Source organism: Oxalicibacterium faecigallinarum, assembly GCF_014635705.1.
Taxonomy (GTDB): domain Bacteria; phylum Pseudomonadota; class Gammaproteobacteria; order Burkholderiales; family Burkholderiaceae_D; genus Oxalicibacterium; species Oxalicibacterium faecigallinarum.
Window position 1 is genome coordinate 1,893,618 of record NZ_BMDI01000001.1, and the last position, 16,125, is coordinate 1,909,742.

A 16,125-nucleotide genomic window follows, 5' to 3' on the forward strand; every position below is an offset into this window, starting at 1 on the left:
GCTCAGACCATACCAGATCGTATAACTGCTCTCGAGTTATCGACTCCATTTTTATCAATCGCTAGGTTTGAGGAGTCAGAAAATATATTGGAGTAAGCGGTAGGCGACGGCGTGCACCATCATCTAGTTTTCCGTAGAACTCGATCCAAAGGTCGATTAGCTTATTCATATCGATTAATGTGATCTTTCTCGTTTCCTGTACTCGAGCTAGATCTTCCGCGTCTTTGGTAAAGCCTCCCGTAGATACAAAAAGCCCAACGTCTTCATTACCGATCAGCGAGATAAAAGCTCTTAACGTATCACTCGTTATCTTTTGACTGACGCGTTTGACTTGCACTTTGATTCTGGGTGGACGAGTGCCAAGCGGATCGGTATAAGCCAAAATATCAACGCCGCCGTCTTTGCCAGGGGGAGATACCCAAGAAACGTGGTAACTCATCGCTTTCAAAAGATCCGCTACCAAGTCTTGGAAATCGAAAGGATTCATCGCGAGGAGATACTTTTCGATTTCATTCCAAGCTTGTTCTTCTGCGTGCTCGAATGTAATGCTGGTTTCTTTTTCTGGTGCGTTCTCAACGTCTGGAGCACTATCTGTCGATTCGCTTATCGCACCCTGCTGAGCCTGCTTCCATTTGTAATAGAGCTTAACTGCCGTACGATAGAAATCCTCTGGATCAGGCATTCGTTTGAGAGCAGCAATACCCTCTTCAGTCACTGACCAATTGCCTTTATGCTTTAAAAGCCAGCCTGCTTTGACGCAGTCAATGGTCGCGAACCGGACAATTTTGTCGAATCGGCGGCCACCAGACTCGTAGCTGCCGGCCTCGTAATCAGTCAATGTGACTCGATTAGATAATTCGGCGATCGCGTCTTGAGCAGGGAGCCCATCTGGCGCTTGTATGAGAATCTCAAACAGCTTTCGTAGAAACTCGCCCGTACGTCTTTTGGTGACTTCTGCCATCTCTATTACACTCGCTCAACATATTCAAAGAGCCAAATGTAAATAAAAAATTGTCATTACACAATTAATTTAGGCCATTTGGCACGATACTTCTACCAGCGTTGAAGCTTATCTCTGCAAATCCCGCTCCCATTAATCACGTGCGTACATGAGTACTCAGCATGCTCATGATATGCCCAACAATTAGACGAATTAAGATGAAGCAGCGACTTGTTAGTACAGACTTAGCGGGGACCCAATATCATGGACTTCATGGAATTACGGAATCCTGTTTGCAGGCACTTACGCGACTAATTCAAGGCGGCGTTGTGATTGAGAAGGCGTCCTTGGTAACTTCTGACACCGAACATGCCTTTGTATTAAAAGATCAGTTTGAAGATACATATGTAATTAAAGCGGGATTTGCTTCCGGGTATTCGGGAGAGGGGTCTCGCGGCTTGGCCGTTGCACTTGCCTTGCTTTATCGCCATAAAGTAGAAATTGAAGAATACAAAATCTCTGCTGACTTCATGCATCGGATTGAGTTTTCATGCCTACTGAGTAGTGATCTTGAATGGCTAGAAAACACGCAGCCTGTTAGACCGCAAAAGTGGTACGACTACATGTATGACGTGAATATCCATCTGACACCGCCTAATCATCAGTTAGTACGCCACTATCCACTTGCGGTCCCCTATCGATTAATCGATGAGCGGATTATAGATTTAGCGGTTTCTTTTCATGAGGATGAGGACCGTGCAATTATGGCCGCATACCGTCGCTTGGAAGATGTTATTCGCATACGAACAGAAATCTCAGAAAGTGGAGCAAAGCTTTTCTCTCGAGCTTTTTTGGGTGACGCACCAGTTTTAACGTGGGATGTGCCGGACGATGGCGAAATTAAGGGGAGAGCCGGTTTATTTACGTCTGTGTTTATGGCATTTCGAAACGCTCGCATGCATCGTGAACCTACAAATAACGGCGATGAGCAATTAAATGAATTCATGCTTATAAATGAATTGTTCCGTTTAGAAGCATGCGCTATTCAAACTCCACTATCAGCAGATGGCGTCACTTAAAATCTTGTCGCTAGAATGCTATTTGACACCGCAAAACCAGTCGGACCTCCTTCTTTTACTCGAGAAGTATCTCTGGCGATGAAATATCTTCGTTTATCATAAAAATATCGCCGTAATATCAATAGCGCCCGACGACATGATTTAGCAAAATGACTGCTCTTAAATCACTTTATAGAGAGGTTGCTATGCCAAACCATGATGCAGATATCGGAAACAAAAACAAAGGTACGCCTGGTACCAATCAGACCCTAGATAAAAACCAAGGAAATCGAAGTAAGCAACTTCAAGAACACGCCCAAAAAGTTGCGCGTGAGAAGATCAAGAGCCCGTAATTAAGTAGTGAAGGCGGCGTTATACCCGCCTTCTTTTTTCAACATGGAAAATAATAAAAAATATCGCTACACCAAACAATTAATCGGCATGGCTCTGCGCGATGGGTGGACCCAAAAGCAGATTGCTGAAGCTTGCCGGACGCAACAATCCATCGTAAGTAGTTGGAAAAGCGGCGCTGCTCAAGCTAAAGAAAATCAGCTTACAAAGTTGCTTGAGATTTATGGCCCTAGATTACGTAGAAAAGCTTTTAGAATTTATCATTCCTTCAAGGAAGAGTCAGGCGACTACCGTCCTCATCTAATCAAGGTGGAAGGCGAGGTGATCTTTTCTTTCCCTTTCAGAAACAAGAGTTTTTGCCCCCAGTGTCACAAGGAGTCAACTTCCTGCTCGTGCCGTCAGCGTGGGAGGAAGATCACTTCAACTCGTAAGCTGGTTGTGCACGCGTTAGGCCGCGGAGAATTTTGTGTCCTGATGCAATCAAGACTTCTTGTGGATGAATTTCAAACGCAATTTCCAGAAACGAATATCTTCGTTACGAAAGTGGTGGGGCATTTTAAGGTTGATGAATTGCTGGAGTACTGCGAATCTTTAGAAAGAAGTGAAAACCAGGACAAATATCAGTTGCTAGCAGCGGAATATCTCATGCTTCAAATGCTCGTCCGAAAATCACTCCTTGAGCACGGGTATCCATTGGAAGGTGTTGAGGAACACGTCGGATACTGATAGTCTTAGATACCAACCCTGTAGCGTTACGGCCACGCCAAGGTCGTTTAAACATGCCATTCGTGGCTTTCTTGGTTTCTCCGGCTTTTGCCAGGCCTTGTGGATTAGCCTTTTGCTACTGCAACGCATTAGGAGAAAAATTTTGGTAGCCAACCACCTGTCGGCTCTGCCGACTAGGATACGGTGCCGTTTCCCGTAACTGAAAAGTGCTTAGCTAAATTGGGATAGGGGCGGGACGAGAGCAGGGCCAACTTGTTAAGAGTTCGCCCTGCTTTCACTTTTCATAGCCTACAAAAATCTTAGCATCCCACTGCCTAAGACATCCTGATATAAAAACTAGCTTCGACTTCTAACCCGTCATAACTTGAGTAAGGAAGCTATTGCGTTGAGGTGAATACTCAGCTCCCTCTCTCGCATACTCTTCCAACCTGTCTCGATCCCACCCGATGACTACTAGTTCTTCGATTAACTGTTCTGTTAATGGGACGGTGTCTCGATCGAAGAAGAGATCATCAGTAAGTCTTTCAACGGTCTTCGCATGATGGAGTGCATCCCTTAACTTTCGTAATGGATAGCCGTATATCAGGCGCTGCCCGACTGCAGGAAGATCAACATCTACTAGGAAAGCATCGCCAGCAAGGTCAAAAGTACCATCCCATGCAATCTGAACTTCACGTCCGTGATCACGGATTTCTGGTTCAAACTTCTGTCCACGCCATAACAAGCATATAGCTCTGTCTTCATTTGGTTCAAGGATCCAAGCGTCAGCATCTGGTGTGGAGAATAGGATAAGCGGGCGATCCAATACTTCCGGACCAGTAACCACCAGCCTTCCTTCGCCGTTTTGCGCAGCAGCTACGATAGCTTCACACTCTTTCAAAAGCGGTAGTTGTCCATCCGGTCGACGTAACGACTCTTCTGCACATAGCAAAACATGATGCCAATGATTGTAGCCAGCACCGCGTGCAACGCGATCCAAAGCCTCAGCGTGTTTTATTTTGAATTTCGCCTTGGTTTTCTTGGCGAGTTGCTTGAGTTTTTCGACGGTGACCGCCGATGTAGGGACGAAGCGCATTCCATCTTCCTTTCTGCAAGATGCGAATTCATCAGTGCCCACATCCGACAATCGCATGCAGCGAGGTCAATGAAAAATGGTAGTGATAGTGATCGTCCCGTCCGGGTCTGCCTAGGTGGGCAGCAGGCTTCGATCCAGCCTGCTCTCACACCTTTAAACAGATAAGCGGCAGCATTCAAGACCATTTTTGTGCGCACCGATATCGCCTCATTTTATGAAAATATTGATCGTGAGCGTTTAGTCGAAAAAATTGATCGCGATCAGTTGTTAAGTCCAGCATCAAAGAAGTATGTCAAACAAATTCTCAATTCCTACGGTGCACTTTCCGGCTCCACAACTGGGATTCCCAGAGGGGTTGGCATCAGCGCTTATTTAGCGGAACTGTATCTAAGGCGGATTGACAACTCGATCAGAAAAATCGCTGGCCTGGTCTTGTATTGTCGGTTTGTTGATGACATCGTAGCCGTCTTCGCACGACCGCCAATCGGTAAGGACTTAGGGTCGTATAAAGATCTGATTATCAAGATCTTGACCGATGAGGGACTCACACACAACACAGCTAAGACAAGGGAGCTCAAACTGGCCGATAGCAGCCCGAAGAAGTTCGAGTATCTAGGTTATCGTTTTCATCTCACGCCCGCTGGGATTGCGCTTAGCCCTAGCGCAGCGAAGGTAGTGAAATATGATGCGCGAATGAAAGCAACTTTCGCGGAGTATTGGCGAGAACGCCCCGTCGATCCCAAGGGCGCATATAGAAAATTAGTCGGCCGAATAAAATTTTTGACGGGTAACACACGGCTCTCTAATAGTAAGTCATCCGCTGTCACCGGTATTTACTTCAATAATTCAATTGTGACTGACTTAACTAGTTTCAAGCGTCTTGATAGACGCCTAAAAATACGTATTGCAGAACTCAAGCGAAGCAGCCTACAAAAACAATTGAAACACTTGAAATTCACCACTGGCTTTGAGCAACGTCGATATCATAATTTCAGCACTAGAGAACTTCAGATGATCGTAAAGGCATGGAAACATGGCTAAGCGGCGGGTCTCTCTCACTCATAGAAAACAACGATCCGTATTAACGGACATGCTACCTTTCGAGGTACCTCCGACATTTTCCAATCGTGGTTTCTATCGCTTTTTAAGAAACAATGGCGTGGAAATCGAAAAGGGCAAATTGCACTGGAATTGTGAAACGAGTGCTCTTGATGAAACAATGCGTTTACTTTTCGGCATTAAATCTGGCACCCCAATTTCCACCGATGTCGTAATTGAATGGGGCAAGAAGAGAGAACGCCGCTCCGTACCTCTTCGCAGATGCGAGATGGCAACCATTCCGTTCAATTTCCGTGTCGCTCACAATCTCGATGGGCGCACGCTAAGTGTTGTGCATCCTCGCAATCAGGTAGAAGTTGCGAGCTTCTATGCGACTCACAGCGCACTGATCATTTATCACACCTCCGCCAGTGAGTTTTCCATACGTCGGCCTGTATCAGTTTCGCGCTATGTCTACTTCAAGGATAGGCTTCACGACGAGCGCATGGATGCCGCTACTGGCGTGGAAGAGGAAGATCGTGAGTACGAGCAAATCGGTTCCTATTTCGTTTACCGTAAGTATCGAAATATTCATCGGTTTTTTGAATCGCACGAGTATCATCGTAGCGAGAAAAAATACGATGCTTTGGTTCAGATTGATGTAAACAAATGCTTTGACAGCATCTACACACACTCACTTCCCTGGGCAATTTTGGGAAAAGATCAGACGAAGTTCGGTCTGGAGGAATCGAAAAATACTTTTGCTGGGCGATTCGATGCGCTTATGCAAAATCTAAACCATAAGGAAACCAACGGTATCGTTATTGGACCAGAATTTTCTAGAATTTTCGCCGAAATTATTTTGCAATCTGTCGACGCTGAACTCCTTCAAAAATTGGCCGATAGAGATAATCTGATTCATAAAGTCGATTATGAGATTTTCCGGTACGTAGATGATTTCTTTGTTTTCTATAATATGGAAACCACCCAGTTAAAGATCTTCGAGACTCTTCAAGAAATCCTCAAGTCCAAAAAACTGAGTATCAACACCGCGAAAATTAAGCACTACCAAAAGCCGATCATCACCGAGATTACGATCGCCAAAGAGCGCATCTCAAGTCTTTTGAATGAAGAGATCGATCCGGTGTGTGAGGAGGAGGCTTCAACCGCCCCACCTACTCCTCCTAAACAACATCTTGTTTGCGTTATAAACGCGAATCGATTGATTGTCAGGTACAAATCCGCACTTAAGGAGTCCAACGTAACCTATGGCGATTTACTGAATTACACTTTCGCTATAGTTGAAAGTAGAATTGAAAAGCTGTTCAAAGCATATATTTCGAGCGATAAATCAGATCGTGACCGTAAGCGCCTTTCGAACGCCTTGCTCGCGATCATGGAATTTGCTTTTTTCGCGTATTCGGCAAGTCCAAAGATCAATCACACAATCCGGCTCTGTCGGATGATTACTATCTCTGTAAACTTTCTACATGCTCAGGTAATGCCTTATGAGCTGAAGCATTTGCTGTTTAAGTACGTCCACGATAACGTCATGCAGCAGCTCGAAAAAACGACGATGAGTATTCATCGAGAAGTGGAAAGTCTCTATCTTCTTATTAGTCTTTCGCAAATAGGTCGAGAATACTGGCTTCCCGAATCAGTCCTCCTCCGTCATTTCTTAATCAAAACGGAAGCCAACACTGGAGAGTATGTTCGTCCTAGTGGCTTCATGAGCCACTTCTCGATCACAATACTACTGTCCTATATCAAGGGAAAAGTTCGTTATACCAAGTTGAAAACATTTGTTGAAACACACCTTGTCGCCAAAACCGAGTATATGAAGGCTCACTGTCCCGATGATGCTGAGACCCTAATCATGTTGCTCGATCTCATTGTTTGCCCTTACATCACGGCCGAAACTAAAGAAGAAATCGGAAAGATTTTTGGTCTTGATGCAGTTAGCCTTGCATCTGTTCAGTCGTCTAATGATCAATGGTTTACGGCATGGGGCGATAAATTCAATCTTGGGAAAGAGCTAGACGCGAAGCGCAGTCGCGAGGTATATTAGCCTCGGCGCTCCGCTTTACCCTTAATGGCTGTTGGCAGCCCACACACAAGCGCCCACTCTTCTCCTATATCAACTGGGGGTTGAGTAATCAGACGGTAGGAGCGGGCCGTCTTTATTCCTGATGTGACTAGAATGTAAAAAGCCCTGCAATGCAGGGCTTTATTTTTGGTTCAACGAATGTGGGCACATTACAAAATGTGCTCTCATACCTCAAGACTTGCATTGCAAATAGTGAGAATAATTGCAGGTATTCTGAGAACCTACAAACGAATTTATTTAAATATCAATATTCCCCGCCGCCAGCGCATTCGATTCAATGAATGCGCGACGTGGTTCAACATCATCACCCATCAGCGTCGTGAAAATCTGATCGGCTGCAATCGCATCTTCGATCTGCACTTTGAGCAGACGACGTACGTTCGGGTCCATGGTTGTTTCCCACAGTTGTTCCGGGTTCATCTCACCCAGACCTTTGTAGCGCTGCTTGCCGACGTTGCGTTCTGCTTCGCTGCGCAACCATGCCATGGCTTGGTGGAAGTCATTGATGGCGCTGACTTTGGCTTTGTCGCCGGCACCACGTTGCACCATCGCACCCGGGCCGATCAGGCCTTTGAAGGTGGCTGCAGCATTGGACAAGACAGCGTAGTCAGGGCCGGCGACAAAGTCGGCATCGAAGCCGGTGACTTTGACGTTGCCGTGGTACATGCGGTTGAAGCGCAGAGCGAACTTGTCAGCCAGCTCATCATGAATGACTTCAACCTTCACGCTTGGCTCGTTGATGCCGGCTTGCAGGCGCGCAGCGGATTGCTCTGCAGCGTCTCTGGAGCTGAGGTCGAGCGTCACACCGGTCATGATGGCGGTGAGTGCGGCACCATCGATCACGCGGGTCAGGCGGTTGATGATGGCGTTGGCGGTGTTGTACTGACGAACCAGTTCGGACAAGGCATCGCCGCTGATTGGTTGCGCGCCTTCTGATGGGATCAGCACGGCGTCGTTGAGTGCAACCTGCATCATGTAGACAGCTTCTTCCAGATCATCCTTCAGATAGCGTTCGTCCTTGCCGTGCTTGACCTTGTACAACGGCGGTTGCGCAATGTAGACGTGGCCGCGCTCGACCAGTTGCGGCATCTGGCGATACAGCAGTGTGAGCAGCAGGGTACGGATGTGTGCGCCGTCAACGTCCGCATCGGTCATGATGATGATACGGTGATAACGCAGCTTTTCGATATTGAATTCGTCCGCACCGATGCTGGTGCCGAGTGTGGCGATCAGCGTGGTGATCTGTTCGCTCGACAGCATTTTTTCAAAGCGGGCTTTTTCGACGTTGAGCACCTTGCCGCGCAACGGCAGAATCGCCTGGAACTTGCGGTCGCGGCCTTGCTTGGCCGAGCCGCCTGCGGAGTCACCCTCGACGATATAGAGTTCGCACAGCGCGGGGTCTTTTTCCTGGCAGTCGGCCAGTTTTGCCGACAGGCCCAGGCCATCCATCACGCCTTTGCGGCGTGTCAGTTCACGCGCTTTGCGTGCTGCCTCGCGCGCACGTGCTGCTTCGACGATCTTGCCGCAGATGATCTTGGCGTCGTTTGGACGTTCCTGCAGGTAGTCGGTCAGCGTCTTGGCGACGATCTCTTCCACCGGCCCACGCACTTCGCTCGATACCAGTTTGTCCTTGGTTTGTGAGCTGAATTTTGGCTCCGGCACTTTGACCGACAGCACGCAGGTCAGACCTTCGCGCATGTCATCGCCAGCGACTTCGACCTTGGCTTTTTTGGCGAGGTCGTTTTCTTCGATGTATTTGTTGATGACGCGCGTCATCGCTGCACGCAAACCGGTCAGGTGTGTGCCGCCGTCACGTTGCGGAATGTTGTTGGTAAAGCAGAGCACTTGCTCGTTGTAGGCGTCGTTCCATTGCATGGAGACGTCCACGGTGATGTTGGTGTTCTGATCGGACATGCGCTCGCCCACCGCCTGGAAGATGGTTGGGTGCAAGACGCTCTTGGCTTTGTTGATGTATTCGACAAAGCCGCGCGTGCCGCCTTCAAACGCGAAGTCTTCTTCCTTGCCGGTGCGCTGATCGGTCAGCTTGATGTGCACGCCGTTGTTGAGGAAGGACAGTTCGCGAATGCGCTTGGCCAGAATGTCGTAATGGAATTCCACATGGGTAAAGATTTCTTCATCGGCCCAGAAGTGGACTTCGGTACCGCGCTTGTCGGTGTCACCGATGACTTTGATCGGCGAGACGAGCTGGCCGTCGATGGTTTCGATCTCGCGGTTTTGCGGGATGCCGCGTGCGAATTCCATCTGATGGACTTTGCCATCGCGACGGATCGTGAGTTGCAGTTTCTTGGACAAGCCGTTGACGCACGAGACACCCACGCCGTGCAGACCGCCGGACACCTTGTACGCGTTTTGATCGAACTTGCCGCCTGCGTGCAGTTCGGTCATGACGATTTCTGCCGCACTGCGTTTTGGCTCGTGCTTGTCATCCCACTTCACGCCGGTTGGAATACCGCGGCCGTTATCGACGACCGAGATCGAATTGTCGGAATGGATGGTGACGTGGATTTCGCTGCAGTGACCGGCCAGCGCTTCGTCGATGGAGTTGTCCAGCACTTCGAACACGCAGTGGTGCAGGCCGGTGCCGTCCGAGGTATCGCCGATGTACATGCCCGGGCGCTTGCGCACCGCTTCCAGACCTTCAAGAATCTGGATCGAGGATGCGCCGTATTGCGCGGACTGTGCCGGAGGGATGTTGTCGTTCGGGATCGCGGACATGGCTGCCTTTACTTATCGGTTACGGAGTATTCGCTATCAACAAAAGAAGGCGGCGTCCTGGTTGCCGCAACGGCAATACAGACGAGCCATCTTCAGTGGGAAAGGAGAAAGTGCTTGCTTGCGCGAATCACGCTGGCTGGCTTGGACCTCACCTGATAACGAAATGACTTGCGATGAAAATTTGCTACTTCGCTGATACTGCAACCCGGATTTCCGCACTAGCGAAAAAGACCGGAAAACAGGGATTTGGGTACCGAGATTAATTGGGGCCAAATTGCTGTTTTTAAAGGCAAATTTTACCTCATCGGAGCCGCCAAACCAAGCCTGCAACCCCGATGAATGCTTAATTTCAGCCTTTAAATACGCATAGGCATGACGACGTACTTGAAGTCCGGATTGTCAGGCACCGTGATCAGTGCCGACGAGTTGGCATCGCCGAGGGCGATATTGATGTTGTCGCTCTTGAGATTGTTGAGAACGTCGAGCAGATAGGTGACATTGAAGCCGATATCGACGCTATCTCCGCCGTAATCGATTTCGATCTCTTCCACAGCCTCTTCCTGATCGGCATTGGTGGAACTGATCTTCATGCTGCCCGGGCTCATGATGCAACGCACGCCCTTGAACTTGTCCGAGGTCATGATGGCAGCACGTTGCAGCGAGCGCAGCAACTGATCGCGACCGATCGTGAAGTTATTTTTATACCCTTTTGGAATCACGCGGGTGTAGTCCGGGAACTTGCCTTCGACCAGCTTGGAGATCAGTTCGATATCGCTGAAGGTCAGCTTGACCTGATTGTTGGCGATTTCCAGATCGACGGTTTGATCGGTTTCTTCCAGCAGACGTTGCAGCTCGATGATGGTCTTGCGCGGGATGATGACTTCCTGACGCGGGAATTCCTGATCGGTCTCAACCTGGCAAAACGCCAGACGGTGACCGTCGGTGGCCACTGCGATGACGTTCTTGCCATCGACCACCAGCAACAGGCCATTGAGGTAGTAACGGATGTCTTGCTGCGCCATCGAGAAGTGCACCATGTTGAAAAGATGCTTGAGCGTCTTTTGCGGCAGGGTGACTTTGGCGTTGTATTGCTCGGCTTGTGCGACGGTAGGGAATTCTTCCGCAGCCAATGTCTGCAATGCAAAGCGCGACTTGCCCGACTGCACGCTCATGCGCTTGTTTGCCAGCGTGAGCGACACATCGCCCGAATCCGGCAGGGCGCGCAAAATGTCGAGCAGCTTGCGTGCCGCAACCGTGGTCGATGCAATGTCATTGCCATTGCCGACTTGTGCATGCGTGGTGATCTGCACTTCAATGTCGGTCGACAGGAAAGAAACGCGCTCGCCATCCTTGCGAATGAGGATATTGGCCAGAATCGGCAAAGTGTGCCGACGCTCGACAATACCACTCACAATCTGCAACGGACGAAGCAGCGCGTCGCGTTGGGTCTTAACCAATTGCATAGTTGGATCCTTATCGATAGATAGTTAAACAAATGCGCGAATGCGGCATGCAGCAACATCATCCCGCACGTACAACCTTGCTGTAACCGACACCGGCAACGGGCGCCGACCGATCACGACCGCCTTGTCAGAAAACACTTCACGCTTGCGGCGATCCGTACTCGCTCTCTGGCTATGGGCAAGGCGGCAACACCCTGTATTTTGACAGAAACATCTGACATGCGACCCTCTGGTCGCGATTTTCTACTGCTGATTCTGACTGTGGCAACTTATCCACGGACTATCCACCACTTATCCCATGGATTTCCACAAAGTTATCCACAGGCACGTAGGCAGCACATTTATCCCTTCAGGGTCTGCTCCAGCACGTGCAGCTCGTGGTTGCATTCCGGACTTTTGGCACGATCTGCAGCGATCTTGCGGACGGCATGCAACACCGTCGTGTGATCACGTCCGCCAAACAGTTCGCCGATTTCCGGCAGACTCTTTTGCGTTAATTCCTTGGCAAGATACATCGCGATCTGGCGTGGTCGGGCAATGTTGGCCGGACGCTTTTTCGAGTACATATCGGCAACTTTTATATTGAAAAAGTCGGCCACTGTCTTTTGAATGTTCTCGACCGAGATCTGGCGGTTTTGCACCGACAACAGATCTTTTAATGCATCCTTGACAACTTCGATCGTGATGTCTTTGCCGTGGAAACGGGAGTAAGCAAGAATCTTGCGCAGTGCGCCTTCGAGCTCGCGGACGTTGGATCGCAGGTGCTTGGCGACAAAAAAGGCCACGTCATCGGACATGGTGACCCCTTCCTGAACCGCCTTTTTGAGCAGGATCGCCACTCGCATTTCCAGCTCCGGCGGCTCGACGGCAACCGTCAAACCGGAGTCAAAACGGGAAATCAGGCGGTCATCCATGCCGGTGATTTCCTTGGGATAGGTATCGCTGGTGATAATGATTTGTTTCTTTGCGGCAATTAACGCTTCGAATGCGTAGAAGAATTCTTCCTGGGTGCGGCTCTTGCCGCCAAAGAACTGGATGTCGTCGATCAGCAACAAATCAAGCGAATGGTAATAGCGCTTGAAGTCATCAAATCCTTTGCGTTGGTAAGCAGTCACTACGTCGCGAACGTATTGTTCTGCATGGATATAGCGGATTTTGACGTCTGGATTGTCTTGCAGGATCTGATTACCGATGGCATGGATCAGGTGGGTTTTACCAAGGCCCACACCACCATATAAGAACAGCGGGTTATACGAACTGCCCGGATTGTTGGCGACCTGGATGGCGGCCGCGCGCGCCAGCTGGTTGGCCTTACCGGTCACAAAACTGTCGAAGGTCAGCGCGGTATTGATACGGCTCTGATCGCGGCGCGGTGTTGCTTCCGCCGGCGAGGATGGAATCGGTTCCAAGACATTGGCGGGGATGTCATCCGTCTGACCGGTCGGCGCGTTGTTGGCAGGTGCAGCACTTGGACGACGCGCCGTCGCCAGACGCGGATCAAGCACGAACTGCACATCGATTGGCGCATTCCAGAATTCTGCGGCGAGGGTCGTGATACGGCTGGCGAACTGGGTTTTGACCCAATCCAGCTTGAAGCGATTGGGGGCTGCGATGCGCAAGGTGCCGTCTTCGTAATCGAGCGGCGCCAGCGGTTTGATCCACGCACTATATTGTTGAGGCGTCAATTCCCGTTCGAGCTGGGCGGAGCAGGTCTGCCAGAAATTTTCCATGAAGGTCTACTTGATCTTTATTATGCGAAGGGTGGTCCGGCGCCCCTTGGATGGTCTATTTGCAGGCCGAAAAGTCCCTGTTTTGAGACCCGGCTGCCGCCACACGGAGCGCCTATTCTACCCCCGTCGGGCAAAGTTATCCACAGGCGGGCGACTTATTTATGCACAAAAGCCTGCGCCAGAACGGTGCTAAGTAATTGACAGGCAAGGGGAAAGTGCTGTCTAATTCAGGGTTCACTACCCACGATGTTGGTCCGTTGTGTTGTCGCCCAGAGGGTTCAGCGCATGCGCCAGCTGCCAAAGAAGTGCTTTTTTCTTCCGGCGATATGGGGCGCGTGATTTCTGATTTTAAATATTGCTGATTAGCGAGACCACAAATGAAACGTACTTACCAACCTTCCGTCGTTCGCCGCAAGCGCACCCACGGCTTCCGTGTTCGCATGGCTACTCGCGGTGGCCGCGCTGTGCTCAACGCACGTCGCGCCAAAGGCCGCAAGCGCCTCGCTGTATAAGCGAATGGCGTGACCGGCGATCGTTCGCTCGACTTTGCACGCGATCGGCGGATCGTTAAAACGGATGAATTTTCATCCGTTTTTCGTTTGCGCCCCGTGTATCGGACCGCTCACTTCGTCCTGTACACACGCAAGACCGATCTGCCGCATGCACGTCTGGGCGTCGTCGCCGCCAAACGCCTCGCTCCTCGTGCCGTGACACGCAATACGATCAAGCGTGTGACACGCGAATTGTTTCGCCAGACGGCATTGCCGTCGATCGATTGCATCGTTCGCCTGTCGCAACCTGTCAATACCAAACAAGGTCCGGCCACCAGCGCCAGCCTGAAGCGGGTATTGCGGGAAGAATTGACGCGTCTGTTCGCATCGCAATGCAAACCGGCACATCGCTCGGGAGCGGGCGAATGAAAAAGATTCTGTTATTACTGGTGCGCGGGTATCAACTGTGCATCAGCCCTTTCCTCGGACAAAACTGCCGCTTTTATCCAAGCTGCTCAAGTTACGCCGCCGAAGCGATCGAGGAACATGGCGCTCTGAAAGGGAGCCTGCTGGCAGCATGCCGTCTGTGTAAATGTCATCCGTGGCATGCGGGCGGCGTCGATCCGGTTCCCAAGAAATCGTCCTCATCCAAATCAACTGCTTGCGGTTGCCGCCATTCCTGATTACTGATTAAGAGACTTATGGATATCAAACGTACCGTCCTCTGGGTAATATTTTCGTTTTCGCTGCTGATGCTGTGGGACAACTACAACCGTTATACCGGCAAGGACTCGATCTTCTTCGGTAACGCGGGCAAAACACCGCAAACTGCTACCGCCGCTGAAGGCAATGCAGACAAGCCGACATCGGATGTCCCGCCAACCGTTTCGGGCCCTGTCCCTGCCAATCAGGCGATTCCGGGCGGCCAGGCACCAGCCAAGAGCGAAATCATCACGGTCACGACCGATCTGGTCAAAGCAGACATCGACACCATTGGCGGTGAAATCCGTCGCCTCGAACTGCTGCAACACAAGGAAAGCGAACACAGCGACAAGAACATCGTTCTGTTCGACAGCGTGGCACCTCGCACCTATCTGGGCCAGACCGGCCTGACCGGCGGCGAGTATCCAAACCATCGTTCGCTGTTCAAGGTTGCACCAGGCACGCGCGAACTGGGTGACGGCAATCAGGTGCAACTGGTGATGGAGGCCGAGCAGCAAGGCGTCAAGCTGGTGAAGACCTATACCTTCACCCGTAATGACTATCGCATCGACATCAAGCACGACATCGTCAACAACACCAATGCACCGATCGCGCCGTCGGTCTACATGCAACTGGTACGCGATGGCGGCAAACTGGCAGAGTCGATGTTCTACAGCACCTTTACCGGCCCTGCCGTTTATAGCAATGCCGAGAAATTCCAGAAGGTCACCTTCGATTCGATCGAAAAGGGCAAGGACGAGCACATCAAGAAAGCCAGCGATGGCTGGATCGCGATGGTGCAGCATTACTTCGTTTCGGCTTTCGTACCGAAGACCGACGAGCCACGTGATTACTTCACCAAGAAACTGGCAACCGATCTGTATGCCGTCGGCACAGTCGTGCCTGTTGGCACCATCGCACCGGGCGAAACCAAGTCGCTCGACGCCACGCTGTTCTCCGGCCCGCAAGAATCCTCGCGTCTGGATGACGTGGCGCCTGGCTTCGATCTGGTCAAGGACTATGGCTGGCTGACGATCATTGCACGCCCCATCTTCTGGGCCATGGAACACATTCATGCCATCCTCGGCAACTGGGGCTGGACCATCATCGCGCTGACCGTGCTGATCAAGCTGATCTTCTTCCCGCTGTCGGCTGCCAGCTATCGCAGCATGGCGAAGATGAAACTGGTTACACCAAAAATGACCGAGATCCGTACCAAGTACAAAGCTGAACCGCAAAAGATGAATGCGGCGATGATGGAGCTGTACAAGAAAGAAAAGATCAATCCGCTCGGCGGCTGTATGCCGATCCTGATTCAGATCCCGGTCTTCATTTCGCTGTACTGGGTCTTGCTGGCCAGCGTGGAAATGCGTAATGCGCCATGGCTGTGGGTTGCCGATCTGGCCGCACCGGATACCTTGTTCGGTTCGTACAACATCTTCGGCTTCCATCTGACCATCGGTATTCTGCCAATCCTGATGGCCGTGTCGATGTTCATCCAGACCAAGCTGAACCCGACGCCACCAGATCCGGTACAAGCCAAGCTGATGATGTGGATGCCGATCATCTTCTCGATCATGTTCTTCTTCTTCCCGGCTGGTCTGGTGCTGTACTGGGTTGTCAATAACGTGTTGTCGATTGCGCAGCAATGGACGATCACCAGAAAGATCGGTGCACCGACGACCTGATGACTCAAGCAAAGCGTGTA

The 16,125-nt window shown here is 50.6% G+C and carries 14 protein-coding genes; 9 read left to right on the forward strand and 5 right to left on the reverse strand.

The annotated features are described in order from the left end of the window. Positions 1–61: 61 nt before the first annotated feature. On the reverse strand, positions 62–961 hold the full coding sequence (locus tag IEV29_RS09050; protein WP_188380862.1) for a restriction endonuclease: 900 nt from the start codon (positions 959–961) through the stop codon (positions 62–64). Positions 962–1,158: 197 nt separating this feature from the next. Here IEV29_RS09050 and IEV29_RS09055 point away from each other — a divergent pair, with 197 nt between their 5' ends. From IEV29_RS09055 to IEV29_RS09065, 3 genes are all read left to right on the forward strand, one after another. Beyond that, positions 1,159–2,019 carry a TIGR02391 family protein gene (locus IEV29_RS09055; protein ID WP_188380863.1) on the forward strand — a complete coding sequence of 287 codons (861 nt, stop codon included), beginning with the start codon at positions 1,159–1,161 and terminating at the stop codon, positions 2,017–2,019. A 149-nt stretch (positions 2,020–2,168) separates the two neighbouring features. Next, the gene (locus tag IEV29_RS09060; RefSeq protein WP_188381152.1) at positions 2,169–2,351 is read left to right on the forward strand and encodes a hypothetical protein; all 183 of its coding nucleotides are present in this window, start codon (positions 2,169–2,171) and stop codon (positions 2,349–2,351) included. Positions 2,352–2,394: 43 nt separating this feature from the next. Beyond that, on the forward strand, positions 2,395–3,075 hold the full coding sequence (locus IEV29_RS09065; protein WP_188380864.1) for a helix-turn-helix domain-containing protein: 681 nt from the start codon (positions 2,395–2,397) through the stop codon (positions 3,073–3,075). A 349-nt stretch (positions 3,076–3,424) separates the two neighbouring features. Here IEV29_RS09065 and IEV29_RS09070 read toward each other — a convergent pair whose 3' ends face one another. Beyond that, positions 3,425–4,150, reverse strand: coding sequence for a hypothetical protein (locus IEV29_RS09070; protein WP_188380865.1), 726 nt, complete (start codon positions 4,148–4,150; stop codon positions 3,425–3,427). Positions 4,151–4,333: 183 nt separating this feature from the next. Between IEV29_RS09070 and drt3a the strand changes: the two genes are divergently transcribed. Both drt3a and drt3b read left to right on the forward strand, forming a co-directional pair. Next, entirely contained in the window at positions 4,334–5,191 is an 858-nt protein-coding gene (gene drt3a / locus IEV29_RS09075; RefSeq protein WP_188381140.1) for an antiviral reverse transcriptase Drt3a, read from the forward strand. Continuing rightward, positions 5,184–7,256 carry an antiviral reverse transcriptase Drt3b gene (gene drt3b / locus IEV29_RS09080; RefSeq protein ID WP_308632718.1) on the forward strand — a complete coding sequence of 691 codons (2,073 nt, stop codon included), beginning with the start codon at positions 5,184–5,186 and terminating at the stop codon, positions 7,254–7,256. Before drt3a ends, drt3b begins: the two co-directional genes overlap by 8 nt. A gap of 276 nt (positions 7,257–7,532) precedes the next feature. Here drt3b and gyrB read toward each other — a convergent pair whose 3' ends face one another. The 3 genes from gyrB to dnaA form a co-directional block, all read right to left on the reverse strand. Next, positions 7,533–10,031: a DNA topoisomerase (ATP-hydrolyzing) subunit B gene (gene gyrB / locus IEV29_RS09085; RefSeq protein ID WP_188380867.1), complete on the reverse strand. Its 2,499-nt coding sequence runs from the start codon at positions 10,029–10,031 to the stop codon at positions 7,533–7,535. Between the two features lie 356 nt (positions 10,032–10,387). Next, positions 10,388–11,494 (reverse strand): DNA polymerase III subunit beta, encoded by a 1,107-nt coding sequence (dnaN, locus tag IEV29_RS09090; RefSeq protein WP_188380868.1) that lies wholly within the window; start codon positions 11,492–11,494, stop codon positions 10,388–10,390. Between the two features lie 341 nt (positions 11,495–11,835). Next, positions 11,836–13,224, reverse strand: coding sequence for a chromosomal replication initiator protein DnaA (gene dnaA / locus IEV29_RS09095; RefSeq protein WP_188380869.1), 1,389 nt, complete (start codon positions 13,222–13,224; stop codon positions 11,836–11,838). A 377-nt stretch (positions 13,225–13,601) separates the two neighbouring features. Here dnaA and rpmH point away from each other — a divergent pair, with 377 nt between their 5' ends. Genes rpmH through yidC form a run of 4 tightly spaced genes read left to right on the forward strand, consistent with a single transcriptional unit; the run spans position 13,602 to position 16,105 of the window. Beyond that, the gene (gene rpmH, locus IEV29_RS09100; protein WP_040041456.1) at positions 13,602–13,736 is read left to right on the forward strand and encodes a 50S ribosomal protein L34; all 135 of its coding nucleotides are present in this window, start codon (positions 13,602–13,604) and stop codon (positions 13,734–13,736) included. Between the two features lie 9 nt (positions 13,737–13,745). Beyond that, positions 13,746–14,144, forward strand: coding sequence for a ribonuclease P protein component (rnpA, locus tag IEV29_RS09105; protein WP_188380870.1), 399 nt, complete (start codon positions 13,746–13,748; stop codon positions 14,142–14,144). Continuing rightward, complete coding sequence (gene yidD / locus IEV29_RS09110; RefSeq protein ID WP_188380871.1) at positions 14,141–14,398, forward strand: membrane protein insertion efficiency factor YidD; 258 nt, start codon at positions 14,141–14,143, stop codon at positions 14,396–14,398. Before rnpA ends, yidD begins: the two co-directional genes overlap by 4 nt. An 18-nt stretch (positions 14,399–14,416) precedes the next feature. Next, complete coding sequence (gene yidC / locus IEV29_RS09115; protein WP_188380872.1) at positions 14,417–16,105, forward strand: membrane protein insertase YidC; 1,689 nt, start codon at positions 14,417–14,419, stop codon at positions 16,103–16,105. The last annotated feature ends 20 nt before the right edge of the window (positions 16,106–16,125 follow it).